General features: G+C 44.2%; 13 protein-coding genes. 7 read left to right on the top strand and 6 right to left on the bottom strand.

What is annotated here, in order from left to right; genetic code table 11:
* Nucleotides 1-12: 12 nt before the first annotated feature.
* Complete coding sequence (locus tag J7E78_RS04095) at nucleotides 13-2,430, bottom strand: family 43 glycosylhydrolase (protein WP_215075057.1); 2,418 nt, start codon at nucleotides 2,428-2,430, stop codon at nucleotides 13-15.
* Nucleotides 2,431-2,815: 385 nt separating this feature from the next.
* Between J7E78_RS04095 and J7E78_RS04090 the strand changes: the two genes are divergently transcribed.
* Entirely contained in the window at nucleotides 2,816-6,553 is a 3,738-nt protein-coding gene (locus tag J7E78_RS04090) for an alpha-L-arabinofuranosidase C-terminal domain-containing protein (RefSeq protein WP_215075056.1), read from the top strand.
* Between the two features lie 77 nt (nucleotides 6,554-6,630).
* On the opposite strand, the gene J7E78_RS04085 is transcribed toward J7E78_RS04090, so the two are convergent.
* The 4 genes from J7E78_RS04085 to J7E78_RS04070 form a co-directional block, all read right to left on the bottom strand.
* Nucleotides 6,631-8,028 carry a TrkH family potassium uptake protein gene (locus J7E78_RS04085; RefSeq protein ID WP_215075535.1) on the bottom strand — a complete coding sequence of 466 codons (1,398 nt, stop codon included), beginning with the start codon at nucleotides 8,026-8,028 and terminating at the stop codon, nucleotides 6,631-6,633.
* Nucleotides 8,012-8,674 (bottom strand): potassium channel family protein, encoded by a 663-nt coding sequence (locus J7E78_RS04080; protein ID WP_215075055.1) that lies wholly within the window; start codon nucleotides 8,672-8,674, stop codon nucleotides 8,012-8,014. The genes J7E78_RS04085 and J7E78_RS04080 overlap by 17 nt, the downstream gene beginning before the upstream one ends.
* A 286-nt stretch (nucleotides 8,675-8,960) precedes the next feature.
* A complete protein-coding gene (locus tag J7E78_RS04075; protein WP_215075054.1) occupies nucleotides 8,961-9,221 on the bottom strand; it encodes a hypothetical protein in 261 nt (86 codons plus the stop codon).
* A gap of 96 nt (nucleotides 9,222-9,317) precedes the next feature.
* A complete protein-coding gene (locus tag J7E78_RS04070; protein WP_215075053.1) occupies nucleotides 9,318-9,446 on the bottom strand; it encodes a DUF4023 family protein in 129 nt (42 codons plus the stop codon).
* 206 nt (nucleotides 9,447-9,652) lie between these two features.
* On the opposite strand from J7E78_RS04070, the gene J7E78_RS04065 reads away from it, so the two are divergent.
* On the top strand, nucleotides 9,653-10,405 hold the full coding sequence (locus tag J7E78_RS04065; protein ID WP_215075052.1) for a TrmB family transcriptional regulator: 753 nt from the start codon (nucleotides 9,653-9,655) through the stop codon (nucleotides 10,403-10,405).
* A gap of 126 nt (nucleotides 10,406-10,531) precedes the next feature.
* Nucleotides 10,532-11,695, top strand: coding sequence for an MFS transporter (locus tag J7E78_RS04060; protein WP_215075051.1), 1,164 nt, complete (start codon nucleotides 10,532-10,534; stop codon nucleotides 11,693-11,695).
* A 208-nt stretch (nucleotides 11,696-11,903) separates the two neighbouring features.
* Here the strand turns inward: J7E78_RS04060 and J7E78_RS04055 are convergent, their stop codons facing one another.
* A complete protein-coding gene (locus tag J7E78_RS04055) occupies nucleotides 11,904-13,337 on the bottom strand; it encodes a glycoside hydrolase family 1 protein (RefSeq protein WP_215075050.1) in 1,434 nt (477 codons plus the stop codon).
* A 161-nt stretch (nucleotides 13,338-13,498) separates the two neighbouring features.
* Between J7E78_RS04055 and J7E78_RS04050 the strand changes: the two genes are divergently transcribed.
* The 4 genes from J7E78_RS04050 to J7E78_RS04035 all read left to right on the top strand — a co-directional run bounded on the left by J7E78_RS04050 (nucleotide 13,499) and on the right by J7E78_RS04035 (nucleotide 16,591).
* Entirely contained in the window at nucleotides 13,499-14,467 is a 969-nt protein-coding gene (locus tag J7E78_RS04050; RefSeq protein WP_215075049.1) for a LacI family DNA-binding transcriptional regulator, read from the top strand.
* 205 nt (nucleotides 14,468-14,672) lie between these two features.
* Nucleotides 14,673-14,966 (top strand): DUF3817 domain-containing protein, encoded by a 294-nt coding sequence (locus J7E78_RS04045; protein WP_036608336.1) that lies wholly within the window; start codon nucleotides 14,673-14,675, stop codon nucleotides 14,964-14,966.
* Nucleotides 14,967-15,043: 77 nt separating this feature from the next.
* Entirely contained in the window at nucleotides 15,044-15,388 is a 345-nt protein-coding gene (locus tag J7E78_RS04040; protein WP_215075048.1) for a thioredoxin family protein, read from the top strand.
* 180 nt (nucleotides 15,389-15,568) lie between these two features.
* Nucleotides 15,569-16,591: a LacI family DNA-binding transcriptional regulator gene (locus J7E78_RS04035; protein ID WP_215075047.1), complete on the top strand. Its 1,023-nt coding sequence runs from the start codon at nucleotides 15,569-15,571 to the stop codon at nucleotides 16,589-16,591.
* Nucleotides 16,592-16,663 lie beyond the last annotated feature (72 nt).

Genomic DNA, 16,663 nt, shown 5'->3' with positions numbered 1-16,663 from the left:
GGGGACTCTGAGTTAAGGCTTTTCTTTGGCCTGACGCTGGATTTCCTTGGCTGTTAATGCTTTATCATACACTCTTACATTATCCAAGCTGCCTTTGTAGAACGGATCATCCGTATAACGACTCTTGCCCAGATAAGCTTCTGTCACTTGCAGATCCTTCGGGTTAAAAGTAATCTCAGAGCTGCTTGCAACCGATGTGCCATTTACATATAGAGTCCCTACATCACCCTGAAGGGTTACAGCCACATGAACCCACTTTTTGGAAGGTAGTGGAGCTGCAGCAATCAGGCTCTGATCCCGACCCTCATTATGAATGGTGAATTGTAATGCTCCATTATGCTGGGATGGAGTAAGGAACATGTGTCTGGTCAAGCCATTTCCAAAGTCGAAAATACGCTGCCAGGACCCGTCACCGTCCCAATTGACCCAGGCGCTAAACGTGAAATCTGTTGTATCTGTAATGAGACCAGGTAACTGAATGTAACTGTCGATACCGTTAAATGTAGCAGCCTGATTTTTGCCACCAGCAGCAGAACTGACCACGTTAAAGGCTTGTCCGTGATATCCGTTTTTACTGTAATCCTGTGCGACTTTGGCAAGTTTCTTGTGTTCAAAAGTATACTCCCCGAGCAATGGGCTTACCGCTTGCTGTGGAATGATAACGTTAAACGTTTTGGAGCTTACAGCAGTTCCTTTACGAATGGTGGCGGTTAATTTCACTTTGGCATCCCCCTTACCAGCGCGTGGTCGCTGTACTACCCCTGTAGCGGACAGAGCCGAAGTATTGGAGCTTTTCCACGTAATGTCTGCATCACTTGTTCCCTTGGTTGGCAGAGATAGATTGAAGAACACATGATCCGTATTGCTAATGCTCAGATCCTCTTTCACCGCATCTACAATGTTCTGATCACTCCGTTCAACACCTTGACTTCCCCAGACGGCTATCCCGGAGGAGGAGAGAGCGCTAAAGGTCAGAACCGTACTTTGAGATTCCGAATTCCATTCATGTGTGAAAACGCCTTTGTACACAACGTTATTCGCTGTGATCTGAACCTTGTTGTCTGCACCAAGACTCCATGTCCCTGTCACGGCACCATGAATCTGCCCATCTGCTGTGAACTGAACCGTCTGGGATGGCTTGATGTCTGCTGTGATGTCCTTACCATGATTCACCCATTGGTACTTACCAGCGATATCCTGAGTTGTCAGTTGCGTGGTGTTCTCTTCCAAGGCCGCATAACGATACGGAGAAACAACAGGCCACCCATCCGCATTCATATGCATCTCATGTACGCGAACTTCATGTTCTTCACCACGCCCCGGAAAACGGGAATGGAAGATGAGATATTGTTTGCCGGTCTCCTCATCAACGTAAGCAGAGTTATGTCCTGGTGATACATAGCCGGTCCCCACACCTGTACCCGGATCGCCGAGCTGTCTCTCGAACAGGAAGTTTCCCATTAATTTGACTCCAAAAGGCTCAATCGAACGATCGTCAAACAATGGTTTATCCTTGTCCGCCTTCACGTTGATCATATCGTTTCCTTCGGCATCGAGGAAAGGCCCATCCGGTGTTTGGGAGCGAGCTACACGTATGTTATATCCTCCGTCAGCACCCAGTCCGCCGTAAGACAGGTACAGATAATAATAATCGGTTTCGGGACTGTAGAGCATATAAGGGGCTTCAATACGACTATGGTTGCCTCCGGTCAGTTTCTTGCCATAACCTTGATTCGGCAGCGGTTTGCCAGTTGTCGCATCCATCTCCAAAATGAAAATTCCTCCGGAATACGAGCCATACACCATCCATAACTTGCCGTTTTTATCATAAAAGACATCAGGATCGACCACATTGGGATGAATCGTTGCATCGTAAATGGTGCCATCCTCACTGATCTGATCCCACATGCCGGATTTCAATAGAATACCCTGATCCTTATAAGGGCCTTCAATATGGTCTGCGACAGCAATGCCAAGCGCTGATCGCGGAGAGTCCCCTTTACAAGCATTGTAGTACATATGAAATTTGCCGTCCGCGAGCTGAATGACATCTGCCGCCCATAACGTATCCGTCTGCGCCCATTCCAACGCTTCAGCGAATTCCTTGGTTACATTGGGGACAACAGGGTTGTTATCCGTAACACCCGATGCGACGAGATCCCAGTTCAAAAAGTCTTTGGATTTAGCTACTTGCAGATGTGAACCAAAAATATAAAACGTATCATCCACCTTAATGACAGATGGGTCATGAACGGAAACATTTTTGAATGATGGAGCAGGATTTGCGATAGGTGTGGTGGAAGTCTGCGAGTTACCCACGGTTGCCCCTGAACCATTTGCGAACACCGAGACCGGTGCCAAAGTTGTTGCAGTAAGTAATGTGGTGCTTAGTACAGAAATATTAAGTACGCGTACCCAATAACGTTTCATACGTTTCCCCTTTCCTATTTCCCGGAATGAAAAATTAACCGATACTTGGCAACACATGATATAAGGTTCGGCAGACCTCCTTTGACTGACTTAATATATCAAGCGCTTTCATTTGTTATATTATCAATTGATTTATATGTTTGTAAACCATAAATGTAATGCTAATAAGACTAAAATGAATAAATAAAGAGAGACGGGAAGAGCTGATAAGGGTCATTACATTCAAATAAACCAGTCATCTTTCTCAAATTTAGGATTGAAATGGGGAACTATGATGCGATATTATTACGTTTAAGAAATGTGTTTAACTATTCATCAATCATTTTATATTAATACGAATCAAAAGCGTGAACTGACAATTCCCAACTACATAGGAGGTAAAAACATGAGTACATATCAAAATCAATTAATCGCACAATACACGTTTGAAGATACCGTTCAGATTGGGAAGGACAGCTCCGGTAAGGGACATGATGGTATAGCCAAAGGTGAGATCCTGCCTGGGGTATCGGAAGTAAAAGGTAGATCGGCGGTGACTTTCAACGGGGGAGCGAATGGAACTTCTTATCTGCAATTACCCTCGAATCTGCTTAGGGATGTAAGCGATAACACAGGAATTACGATTGCAACGTGGGTGTTTCTCGGTAAGGGGTCTAATGTGTGGGAGCGCATTTTTGACTTTGGTAAAGGGGAGAAGGGGCCATATTTGTTTCTGACACGTCAGCTCCTGGGTACGTTATATGCTGGTGATAATCTGGTTGTCCACCCAAGTCGAGGAGTTGCAAGTGGAGAATGGATGCATATCGCACTTTCCGTGGCAGGCAGCCAAGGGGGGACGCTCAGCAGTGCGGGTCCAATTGTGTATGTGAACGGGGAGAAGGCGGCAGACGGTTCGATCAGTCAGACGTCGAGCGGCAACTATGCCAAACTGCGCGAATGGTTTGGTTCTTTCACCGATCCTGAGAATTATAGTCAGAATTATATTGGACGTTCCCAGTATGCAGCTGATGCGGATTTTGGAGGTTCGTTATCCGACTTTCGGATCTATCAAGCAGCTCTTACCATGGATGAAGTTATTGAAGTCATGTGTGAATCACTGACAGATGAAGCGATTGTGAAGCTTGCGGCAGACAAGTACTTGTCATTCCCGAACCGAATTATCACCAAAGATGTGTTACTGCCCGCAGATTTGCTGGGTGGTAAAGTGACGGTTCAGTGGAGTTCCAGTAATCCGGAAGTCCTGTCCGAGAACGGAGAGGTTCAGGCAATCACATCGGGGCAAGAGGTTACGCTCTGTGCGCTTCTGAACAGAGGTGCTAGCGAGCTGAGTCAACGCTTTGAGGTCTCTGTTGTGCCGGCGCATCTTCCGCCTTATACGGTCACCATCCATGGAGATCAGAAGGTGGCTGACATTAGCGAAGTCATGTATGGACTTTTTTACGAGGATATTAACAATGCGGCAGATGGCGGAATCTATGCGGAGCTTGTCCAGAATCGATCATTTGAATCTTTTGCATTCGATACGTACTCGCATGACTCTGGAGAATGTGGTTGTTCGACAGGTCGGAATCGTGAACCTTTGTTTGCCTGGTCAGGTGATACGGGGAAAATGCTCGTACAGCATACGGATGGACTGAACGTTCACTTTAACGTGGAAGACCCTGAAGTAAATGCTTATTATGTAACGGTTCAGAATGGGGCAACGATTCGAAATCGCGGATTTTCTGACTCCAATCAGCATTGTGCCATGTCCATCAAGCAGGGTGAATTATATGACTTTACTGTATGGGCAAAAGCAGAATCGGCAGGAACGATCACGGTTCAGTTGCAGGATGGAAGTGAAATTTCCATCAGTGATTCGGTAATGCTACATGTTGAAGGCGGGAACACGTGGAAGAAGTATGGTTTAACTGTGAACGGAGCGGAGACGGCGCTCGGACAACTGGTACTCACTTTTACAGGTGACATCTCGATTGATATGGTGTCCTTGGTCCCTCAGAATGTATGGGGAGCTGATCCGACAGAAGAGGGAATATCGGCTACACCACATGCCAACTACACAGGTAATCCGAACTATCGATTGAGAAAAGATCTAATTCAGGCACTCGCAGATCTGCATCCGAAGTTCCTGCGTTTTCCGGGAGGATGTATCTCGGAGGGGTCTTTTATCTGGGATAACGTATATGACTGGAAGGATTCTGTGGGTCCGGTTGAGCTCCGCAAAGAGAATTATAATGTTTGGGGTTACATGATGACGATGGGGCTTGGTTATATGGAGTACTTCCAACTGGCGGAAGATCTGAATGCTGCTCCGGTTCCAGTTATGGCTTGTGGTGTGTTATGTCAGGCACGCTCGGATTATGCTCACCCTGCGGGTGGCGCTTTGCGAGATTATTATATCCGGAACTTTACAGACCTGATTGATTTTGCGCTCAGTACAGACATTGAACATAATGAATGGGCAGCAGTACGAAGCCAGATGGGACATCCTGAACCGTTTGATCTTCGTTATCTGGGCGTAGGCAATGAGAACTGGGGAACTGAATTTTTTGCCAACTTTGAAGTATTCAAACGTTCGATAGATGAGTACATGAAACGGAATTATCCTGATCATGAGCTGCATATTATCTCGACGGTTGGTGCTCAGGCGGATGATGATGCTTACCAGGAAGGATGGAAGTTCCTCAGCGGGAATCTGACCGGATCAGCTCAGGTCGCTTTTGCAGATGGCACAGAGGTGACTGAGGAGACGGTAACCTGGTATGAGAATCAGGACAATTACATGGACACCATCGCGGATGAGCACTATTATCGATCCAATGAATATCTGCTGAATAACGTGGATCGGTACAATTACTATGACCGTGCTTATCACGAAGACGGAAGTATCGATTGGAAAGAAACATCCAAAGTATTTGTGGGAGAATATGCGTCCACGGACAAAAACACGCTGGCAGGAGCAGTTGCGGAAGCAGCAATCATGACTGGATTTGAAAATAATGCAGACGTTGTTCGTTTGGCTGCCTATGCGCCATTGTTCAACAAAGTACTAACAGACGGTACCTACCGCTGGACGCCAGACTGCATCTGGTTTGATGATGAAACCGTGTGGTATACACCGAATTATTATGTACAGCAGCTTTTTGCAAAATATGTAGGGGATCAGGTGCTTGAAACTTCATTCTCCACCTATAGCAAAGGCAAACCGCTGAATCTCATTCCGCGTGGCGGTATCGAGATTGCAACAGGTCATGCAGACATCGTGGTGAAGCGAGTCACGGTCACGTCCAATGAGGATGGCACCGTACTGTTAGATGAAGATTTCAGGGAATGTTCGGAGCCTAGTGATGTATGGAATCAAATTCCCGGATCGGAAGGATATACGTTAACTGCAGGAAAAGGGCTCACATTGAACGCACAAGCAAGTGGATTAAATGGATTGTACCTGCTGAATGACGATTGGACCAACTACAAAGTTCACGTTGAGGCTGAAAGAATTTCAGGTGAAGATGGTTTTTACATTGGCGTGGGATTGACGGATATCTCACCCGAGAACAAGGATGTCATCGAGTACGCAATCAGTTACGGCGGGAACGCAACAGGCGTGAAGGTATATAAACAAGGAATCGAGGGGTATACATTGGGAGACTATTCATCCAGTTCGGCAGCAGGTAACTTGAGAGCGGCCAACTATGAACCACTCGAGAATGGGACCAACTATACGATCACGGTTAATTATGGTGGGGATACAGGAAAAAATCTGGTCTGCTCCTATACAGACGGACGTAATGCCAGCAAGGTTCTGGATTACAAGCTGGAAGCCTACAACCGGGAAGTATTCCACTCCGTTACGAAGGACGCAGGGCATGTGTATGTGAAACTGGTGAATGCAGATGGTGTGGATAAATCAACCCGGATTTGCCTTCAGGATCTGAAAGTTGATGCTTCAGCCAGACTGATCACGCTTACGGGAGAAGATCATTTGGTGCATATTCCGAATGTGAATCAGAAGAATGATGAGAAAGTGGTTCCGCAAGAACAGGAGATACAGCTGGATGGTGATTCGGCGATCGTTGGTTTGCCCGCTCATTCGGTAAATGTTCTCATTATGAATCTTTTGTAAGAAAAATATATAAATAAAGCCCCCTTAAGCACACGTCTGTCGTTTGCGATAAGGGGGCATTTTGCTATGGCCGGATGTTAACCAATGAGGACATGATCCTCTGCATAACCGATTTTGGATGTGCGTTTCTTCTGCGCCAATGCAAAAGCCAGAGTTAGTGGTCCCAATCGTCCTGCAAACATCGTAATGGTGACTATAATTTTACCGGCGACACTCAACTCACTTGTCAGACCCATCGATAGTCCTGTGGTGCTAAAAGCCGAAGTGGCTTCAAACAGAACATCCAGAAAATGATTTTCAAGAATGCCTTCCGATATGGATAACAAAATGGAGATTCCAAGTACAAAGGCAAGGGCACTTAAGACAACAGCCAGTGCGCGCATCACGGTTTCTTCTGCAATTTTACGCTCAAAAGCATGAATTTGCCCACCACCCCGAAATGTTTGAATGGTCGCAAGAACAAGGACCACAAACGTATTGATTTTAATTCCTCCACCTGTTCCACCGGAAGAAGCCCCAATGAACATCAGGATAATAATGAAAAATTGGGATGTTGCCAACATACTACCAATGTCAATGGTATTGAACCCAGAGCTTCTAGGAGCAGTACCCTGAAAAAGAGAAGCCCATATGCGTTCACCGAAAGATAAATCAGCGAACGTAGAAGGATTCCAACTCTCGATTAAGAAGATGGTGATGAATCCAAACAAGTATAGAGAAAAACTGCCGATTAATACAATCTTTGAATGCAGGGAGAGCTTTCTCCATGAACGCTTGCGGAATACATCCACAACCACAATGTAACCCAAGCCGCCAATGACAAAGAGCGTAATGACCGTAAGATTAACAACCGGGTCGCCAACAAATGGAGTAAGGCTGTCAGTCCAAAGAGAGAAACCGGCGTTATTGAAGGCAGAGACGGAATGGAATATCGCATAATAGAAAGCTTGTCCCCATCCCAGATCGCTCTGCCAGCGCAATGCAAGAACCAATGTAGCCAGAGCTTCAAAAGCAAAGGCGATAAGCACAATATACATCGATAGCCTAACCAGACCTTGAGCAGAGGATGTATTGGTGGCTTGTTGGATAAGAAGCCTCTGTTTCAAGCCAATCCGTTTCCCCAGAATAATGGCTACCATTACACCTAGTGTCATGAAACCCAATCCGCCAACCTGAATCAAAATCATGATAATGACTTGTCCAAATGTAGAAAAGACAGTCCCTGTATCCAGAACAATCAGCCCGTTTACACATATAGCAGAGGTTGCTGTGAACAAGGCATCAAGTAAACCAATGGATGTCCCGGTACTAGAAGATACCGGAAGTGCAAGTAACAAGGCCCCGATCCAGATGAGAGCAAAGAAGATGATCATGATAAGTTGAGGAGGGCTCATATTATTTTTCAATTTGTTCACAATGGATTCGATTTTGTTCAGAGACGAAGTTCCCGGACCACGTTTATTTCGGCTCATAATCACTCTCCAGATTCCGAATGTCATCGTTACTGCCTATTAACAAGAGCTTATCTCCCGCACGGACTGTGTCTTCTGCCATGGGTGAGATATTCAGGTTATTCCCCGTTTTGATGGCGATAACGGTACATCCATATTCAGCCCGAATGTTGAGTTCTAGCAATGTCTTCTGATTCATACTTACGGGAGCTTTGATCTCGACCAGATTATAATCTGAAGACAATTCAATGGAATCAATGATGTTGTCTGAACTAAGCTGATTACCCAGTCTCGTGGCCATATCACGTTCTGGGTAAACAATCTGATCCGCACCAATCTTGCTAAGCACACTGCCGTGGTTGTCATTTTTAGCCTTAGCTGTTACTTTGGGCACATTAAGCTCTTTCAATAACAGAGTGGTCAGTATGCTTGCTTGCAGATCTTCGCCGATTGCGACAATGGCGTGTGAAAAGTTGCTTGCCCCAAGCTCGATAAGGACTGATTTGTCAGTGCAATCTGCTTGTACCGCATGGGTTGCCACCGTTGAAATCTCCTGAACAAGAGTTTCGCTTTTGTCTACAGCGAGCACTTCATGTCCATTTTTAATGAGTGTGTGTGTCAAGCTTGAACCGAATCGTCCAAGGCCAAGTACCATAAACTGTTTTTTCATAGTATCCCTCATTGTCATCAAAATAAATAATGGTATCCTCTATATCTTAATAGGTAAATATTACTTTACGTACACAGGATTGTAAGGTTTCATATCGTAGTTAGCAAACCTCGGTGGAATATAACCGAAAATCGCTATGTCTATGTATCTCTACAAAAGACTTCATTTTAATGGCTTAAGAATAGAATTGCAACTGATTCATTTCTTTTTGGGGATAAATTGTTTAACTCTAAAAATGAAAAATGGTGCGCTCCCATAAGGAGAGGCACCATTTTTTTTGCTCTGATTATCTGCGTTTCAATAACAGAACCCCACTGATTTCTGAGGTTTTGTGGCGATATACCACTTTGAATCCAATATCATTGTCCAGCAAGCAGTTCAGTGCATTAATCAGTCGTGCACCGGGAACCAGTGTGAATGTACATGGAGACGTATTACCAATTACACGCACACTTTGGATTCTGCGCGCAGAACCGGGAATGAGCGGATTTCTAGACCAATAGATTAATACCAGATCCGGTTGAGGAACAGCATTGACACGAGCCATACTAATCATCTCTTTTCTATTAAAGGTTCTTAATAGTAGATGAAAAGTAGAGGAGTGGAGTGCTAGACGGAAGTCATGCTGCTCAATAAATAGACTCTACTTATTCGTAGAATGCTGTTTCGATGGCAACTTGTCCCCTGGTGTTCCCTTGCCGTTGTTTTTGTTATGACGATCTTTTTCGGCATTTTCATTAACTTTCTTCACAAAATCTTGAGTGCTTTCCATATAAAGTTACAGCTCCTTCCGCAAGTGAAATTTGTATCCCAATTGTTAATATAACCACTGGAAAGTGATTTTATTTTGGGGACATCGCTAAATTTTAATTTAGATTCCACATTCCTAGGTCAGTTGGGACATACTGGACATGGGAAGTTCATGCGTCTAAACTAGATAGACCAGACACACTAAGAAGGGATGCGCAGATCCAAACCATGTTGCAGAAATTCGGATTTACACAATATGAAAGTCAGGTATACGAGGCTATATTCACGCAGGATGAACCTCTTGATGCTACATCGATTGTAAATTACTCCAACGTTCCCAAAGCCAAAATCTATGAAGTACTTAACCGCCTGATCGACAAGGGAACGGTGCTGACAACCATGGATGGGAAGAAGAAACTATATATGGCTGTGGATCTTCAGTCTATTATTCATAAGATCAAGGCTGATTTTGAGAAAGATATTGAGGAATTGAAGAGTTACAAAATCAAACGTACATTCACGGATGAGCATATCTGGACGTTAAAAGACGAGTCGTCGATCGCATCGAATATCGAACAGCTTATCGAGGAAGCAGATTCATCTATTCTTTTTCTGGCCTGGAATGAGCGAATGGAGAAATATCGTGAACTGCTGGAACAGAAGGAAAAGCAAGGAGTGTACGTTGAAGTGCTTGCCGTTGGTGGCATGGAGACATCCTTAAACCGGATGTACTCGTTGATTCCATTGCTTGATGCGCCGGAACCTTCACAGCTGCTTATTGTGGATCATGCGTATCTGCTGTTTGCCGGTGTGGAGCATGATTCATGGCGAGCGATCAAGACGATGTCCAAACCGATTGTTAAAGCGATGACTGATTATTTCTACCATGATGTTGCGCTCACTCAAATTACCAAAAAATACGGTGACCAACTGTTACAGGATGCTGAAATCGAGCGACTGCTCACCAGATTGATCTATTAAAACTATTCTCTTGGAGAATGGTTTTTTTTGTTATATCTTTTTTTGAAATAATCATGAAAATAAGTGTTGAAACATCCAAACTTATAGGTTACTATCGTAGTTGTAACTTTTTGAGGAGGATTCAACATGAATAAGAAAGTATATGTGCTTGCTATCGCAGCATTTGTGGTCGGAACCGTTGAACTGATCTTGGGCGGAATTCTGGACCTGATTGCTACGGATCTTCATCTTTCCCTGGCGAAAGCTGGGTATTTAATCTCTATTTTCTCACTTGTCTATGCGTTGTCTGCACCGATTTTATTAAATATGACGGCCAGATTCGAGCGTAAAAAGGTATATATGTGTACGCTATTTGTTTTCCTGATCAGTAATCTGATATCTGCATTTAGTTCGAGCTTTTATATGCTGATGGCGGGTAGAGCACTCGGAGCCGCAACGGGTTCACTAATTTTTGTACTCTCCCTGACCCTTGCAGCGCGCATTGTAGAACCACAATATAAAGGACGAGCCGTGGGGATTATTACCATGGGAGGCAGTGCATCACTTATTCTGGGTGTACCGCTTGGTATCTTTGTAGGCAACGTGGCAGGCTGGCGTGAGGTGTTTATGTTAATCGCTATTCTCACAGCAGTGGTTATGGTAGCCATCTGGATTGCAATGGACCGTGTACAGCCTATTCCAGCCGTATCTCTGAAGAAACAGCTTATGGCTCTGTGGAATCCAAAAATGTTGGCAATCCATGTTACGACTTTGCTTGTTCTCGCGGGTCATTTGACTTTATATGCGTATTTCACGCCATTCTTGCAAGAAACGCTGGGTGCCAGCGCGACGATGGTCACCTTTATCTATATGATGTTTGGGATCGCGGCTGTCGCAGGTGGAGGCATAGGTGGCATGTTATCCGATCGTCTGCACCCTGCTAAAGCGATAGTCATTGTGCTGATTCCCTTTATCGTGAGTATGGCTGTCATTCCGTTCAGTGTGGGATTGCCTTTGATCGCCTTCTTGCTGCTGTTAAGCATCTGGAGTGCACTGAGCTGGACCGTTACGCCTGTACAGAATAGTCTCATTATCAAAACTTCGCCGGAAACAGCCGAAACGCTAATCAGCACCAACTCAGGTATTGCACATGCAGGTATTGCACTGGGTACCTATATCGGCGGCATGGTGATTGATCACTCATCGATTCTAAACACCGGATGGGTTGGTTCTGTGCTGATTCTGCTTGGTTTGGTGTCTGCCATCTATGCCATTAGCGTTAAGGAAAAAACCGTTCAAGCGGTTGCTTAGGATAAAGAAATTGTAAATTGAACAAAAGCCTGAACCTCTGCAATCCCACAGTCTAATGGGTGTAGAGGTTTTTTTATTGTTGTTACGCTTGAAAATAAAATAAAATCCCCCACACAGAAAACATGCCAAGGTATCGTATAACCGACACTTTTTCATGTGATTTGCTGGGGGATAGACGGATGAATATGTTACATTTGCTTAAAAAACCTTAACGCCGCAAACTTTTCCCGTTACTGCTGATCACTTCTTTGTACCAATGGAAGGATTTCTTGCGGTAACGTTCGAGTGTTCCTGATCCATCATCATGACGATCAACATAGATATAGCCATAACGTTTTTTCAACTGGGCAGAAGATGCACTGACAACATCAATACAACCCCATGATGTATAACCCATAATTTCAACGCCATCTTCAATAGCTTCACCAACTTGAACCAGATGATCATTCAGATACTGGATTCGGTAGTCATCTTCTACTGTTTTCTCGCCGTCAGCACCCGTGATCAACTCATCAACAGCACCAAGACCATTTTCTACAATAAACAGTGGTTTTTGATAACGGTCATAGAACATGTTAAGCACATAACGCAAGCCTTGCGGATCAATCTGCCATCCCCATTCACTTGCTGGCAGATAAGGGTTAGGTACACCCCCAAGCAGGTTACCTTCACCTGCGATTTGTTTCTCCGGGTCTGCTGTCTGACAGATGCTCATGTAATAACTGAAAGAGATAAAGTCTACCGTATTAAGCAACATTTCCTCGTCGCCAGCTTCCATCTGAATCTCAATTCCATTTTCACGGAAGTAACGTTTCATATAACCAGGGTAGCGACCTCTTACGTGTACATCACCGAAGAAATAGTTGCTATGCTCGAATTCCATGACTTTGATCATATCGTCTGGATTCGGTGTCAGCGGGTAGGTAGGCATACTGAGCATCATACAACCAATCTGTGCCGTAGGTATAATCTCATGACAGAGCTTCACAGCGGAAGCACTGGCTACAAACTCATGATGGATCGCTTGATACAGATCTTGCTTGCTTAGCTTATCCTTCGGCGTGTAGATGCCTCCACTCATGAAGGGTGCTTCAAGAATCGAATTGATTTCGTTAAAGGTAAGCCAGTATTTTACTTTGTCCTTATAACGTTTGAATACGGCAGTTACATAACGCTCATAGAATCCAACCATTTTCCGGTTAACCCAACCATCATATTCTTTGGACAAGTGAAGAGGTGTCTCATAGTGGGATAGCGTAACCAGTGGTTCGATCCCGTATTTGTGACACTCGTCAAACAGATCGTCGTAGAATTGCAATCCTTCTTCATTTGGTTCCAGCTCATCCCCTTTTGGGAAAATCCGTGACCAGGCGATGGAAGTACGGAATACCTTGAAGCCCATCTCGGCAAACAGTTTCACATCTTCCTTGTAACGATGATACAGATCGATACCGATCAGTTTCATGTTATCTTCAGTTGGTTCTTCCGTGATTGGCCCCATGATGCCTTTGGGAGCTACATCCTGAGTAGATAATCCTTTGCCGCCTTGATTGTATGCACCTTCAGCCTGGTTGGCTGCAATTGCGCCACCCCACAGGAAATTTTCCGGGAATTGATAGGTACGATTTTGAGAGTTGCTCATGTGTATCGCTCCATTCATCAAATTGATTGTTGCCAGATTAACAATTATATTGCATAAAAAAAGCTTAAACGTTGTAACGGGTTACACGTCAAGTTTTACTTTTGCCCCAGATTTGATGCATACTATTATTCTATAGTTCGTTAGCAAGAAGGGAGTCTCCGATGTCCAAGTTTGATGAAATTATGAAGCGGTCCGGTTACTCAAAAGCGACAGTGTCACGTGTAATTAATCATTCTCCGCATGTTAGTGATGAAGCAAGACAGATCATAACGAATATCATGAAACAGTTGAATTATATTCCCAACCGGAATGCGATATCGCTATCTACAGGGCAAACAAAGCAGATTGGAATTGTGACCTCTACCACAGGTGAGATCATTCTTACATTCATGAATCAATTCATTGATACAGCCATGGATTTTGGGTTTCAGACGATTATCTATACATCCCGTGGAGATCCGGAGATTGAATTGCAGGCGTTCGAAGATCTGCGCAGCAAACGAGTGGATGGGCTAGTTATTATTGCCTGTGTCAATGATCCTCGGAAATTAAAGGTTTACATGGAGTATGGACCCATTGTCTCCTGGCAGCGAATGGGGAATGACGAGATTCCGTCTGTCGCTATGGATCAGGCAGAAGGGTATAAGTTAGCTCTGGAGCATCTGGTATCAAGAGGATACACCCGAATTGCGAATGCATTCGGCAGGGCTGAAAGTCTGAATACCCAGAGTCGCCGTGAAGCCTATGAATCTTTCATGAAGAGCAGAGGGTTGCATGTGTGGACTGAAGCGTATCAATATTCCGTATTCAGCTCCTCCGATGGCGAAGAAGCGATGCGCAGAATGGCAGAGGGGCCAGAGCTTCCGCAGGCTGTATTATGTTCGAATGATTATGCAGCCATTGGCATTCTGAGTGAAGCACGCAGACGAAATATTCAGGTACCTGAACAACTCGCCATTGTAGGGTTTGATAATATCGAGCTTTCCCGTGTCCTCGGGATCACGACCATACACAATCCGATTGCGGAGCAAGCCACCCAGGCTTTCCATCAATTGTGGGCCGTATTGGGTAAAACAGAGCTGAAGACAGAGCAGTTAACATACCAGCTGATTGAGCGTGAGACGACTTGAATTCGTAAGACCTGATGTAGGGATCTGGTTTTATGGATTCAATAATTATTCAAATTTGAAGCATCTTCGAATCGGACACATACGTTATACTGAATATGAGCTTCAGAACGACATATCTGTATAGAGATGTGGCGTGAAGTTTTTGTATCATGTTACAAGTTACATATTTCACAAATGATTAGCGGGAAAGGTGAGAATGGACTTTATGAAGACAGTGACAGGCCGATTCAGAATTGCGGGCATATGGGAGGGCGTATCCTTACTTCTGTTGATTTTTATTGCTATGCCTCTGAAATATTTTGCAGATATCTCTTCCGCTGTAGCCGTAATGGGCATGATTCATGGTATTTTGTTTCCTTTGTACCTTATTGCGCTAGTTCACTTGGCTCTAGTCAAAAAGTGGAAGATAACACGCTGGTTAATGGGTGGACTGGCCGGTCTTTTGCCGTTTGGAACTTTTGTATTTGAATCTTATCTTCGGAAGAGAGATTGGAAATAAAAATCAATATGACTAAATGAAAGCAGGCGACTAATTCGGAGGTTAAGCCATCGAATGACTGAAAGGGCTGAGGTTCTATGAAAGATATTCATGAGTTAACATCCATAGAAATGGTTGAAGAAGTTATTCAACAACATGAATTGGTTTTTTTGTATGTATCTCGTCCAGAGTGCAGTGTATGTCACGCTTTACTTCCCAAGATCAGGGCGTTGCTTGAACCTTATCCATCAATATACCTGGGTCACATTAATGCTAATGAAGTGGAAGAGGTTGCTTCCAAGTTTCTTATTTTTACCGTTCCAACAATGATCATGATTGTGGAACAGAAGGAATATATTCGAGCCGATCGTTTTGTTCGCTTGGAACGTCTGGAAGAGCAACTGCAACAGATTCACTCCATGTATATCCAGGATGAGGAATAGAAAGTTAAAGCTTCATGAACGGCGGCTCATACATGAGCCGTTTTTTTGCGCCCGCAGTGACATATAGCTATGAATAAAGTACATGATGCCTGAACTTGCAAATTAAAGTGTTGCCATGAAAACGGTTTTATGATAATTTAAACATTATAAAAACGTTTTTATAGTAAAGGGACAAAAATTATGGCAAAGATAACGATTAAAGATGTAGCAAGGGAAGCAGGCGTATCCATATCTACTGTCTCCAACGCCTTGAATGGTGTGGATGTCTTGAACCCGGAGACGAAATCACATGTTCTGAAGGTGGCAGAGCGTTTAAATTATGTGCCCAATCTGAACGGAAAGCTGTTGAAGTCCGGTCAAACCAAAATGCTCGGTTTTTTCACCACCAGTGTATCCGGTCCGTATTTCTATAAGCTGGTTGAGTCGATGTCTCGCGAATGTGATCGTCTTGGGTATGGTTTGAATGTATTTGTGACCAAGGATAAACACGTTATTATGAGTAATATTCTGGGTCGGCGGGTGGACGGTGTCATTATTTACGAAGAGCTTCGGATCGATGAGCAAGATATTATCGCCATGGAGAAAGACAAGATCAAGGCTGTTTTTCTGGATCGGGTCTATCAGAGCGATACGATGGGAAGTGTCATTTTTGACTCGTATGTGGCGGCTTATGAAGCAACCAAGTATTTAATTGGGCTGGGGCACAAGAAAATTGCTTATATTTCGGGTGTGGAGACGATGTTTGACAGTGTGCAGCGTAGAGATGGCTATCTGGCTGCCTTGCGTGAATACCAGCTTCCAATCGATGAAGATTACATTATACAAGGGTATTTTGAGGAGGAGAGCACGTATAGTGCGATAAAATCTTTTCTTCATTTACACCCCGGCAAGCGGCCTGATGCATTTCTTGCAGGGAATGACTTGAGTGCAATTGGCTGTATGCATGCGTTGAAATCTGAGGGTTTTGAAGTGCCTCAAGATGTTAGTGTCGTGGGTTTTGACGATATTGATATTGCACAGTATTTTTCTCCACCGCTTACAACGGTAAGAAATCAAATTGCAAGACAGGGTATCCTGGCAATCAATCAACTGGTGGGTATGATCAAGGAGAAGGAACAAGGGGCTGCACAGAAATTGGCGGGTGAGCTGGTGGTGAGAGGTTCAAGCCATGTGAAGATCGACCGGAAAGACTACCGTACATAAGTTGACTCAGCTTCTTCTCCGGTCTTTTTTACATAAATATAAACAAAGAGTTTTTTATGTTGAAAAATAAAA

This window comes from Paenibacillus polymyxa, from assembly GCF_018614975.1.
Lineage (GTDB): Bacteria > Bacillota > Bacilli > Paenibacillales > Paenibacillaceae > Paenibacillus > Paenibacillus polymyxa_E.
This window is presented reverse-complemented; position numbering and strand designations above follow the sequence as displayed.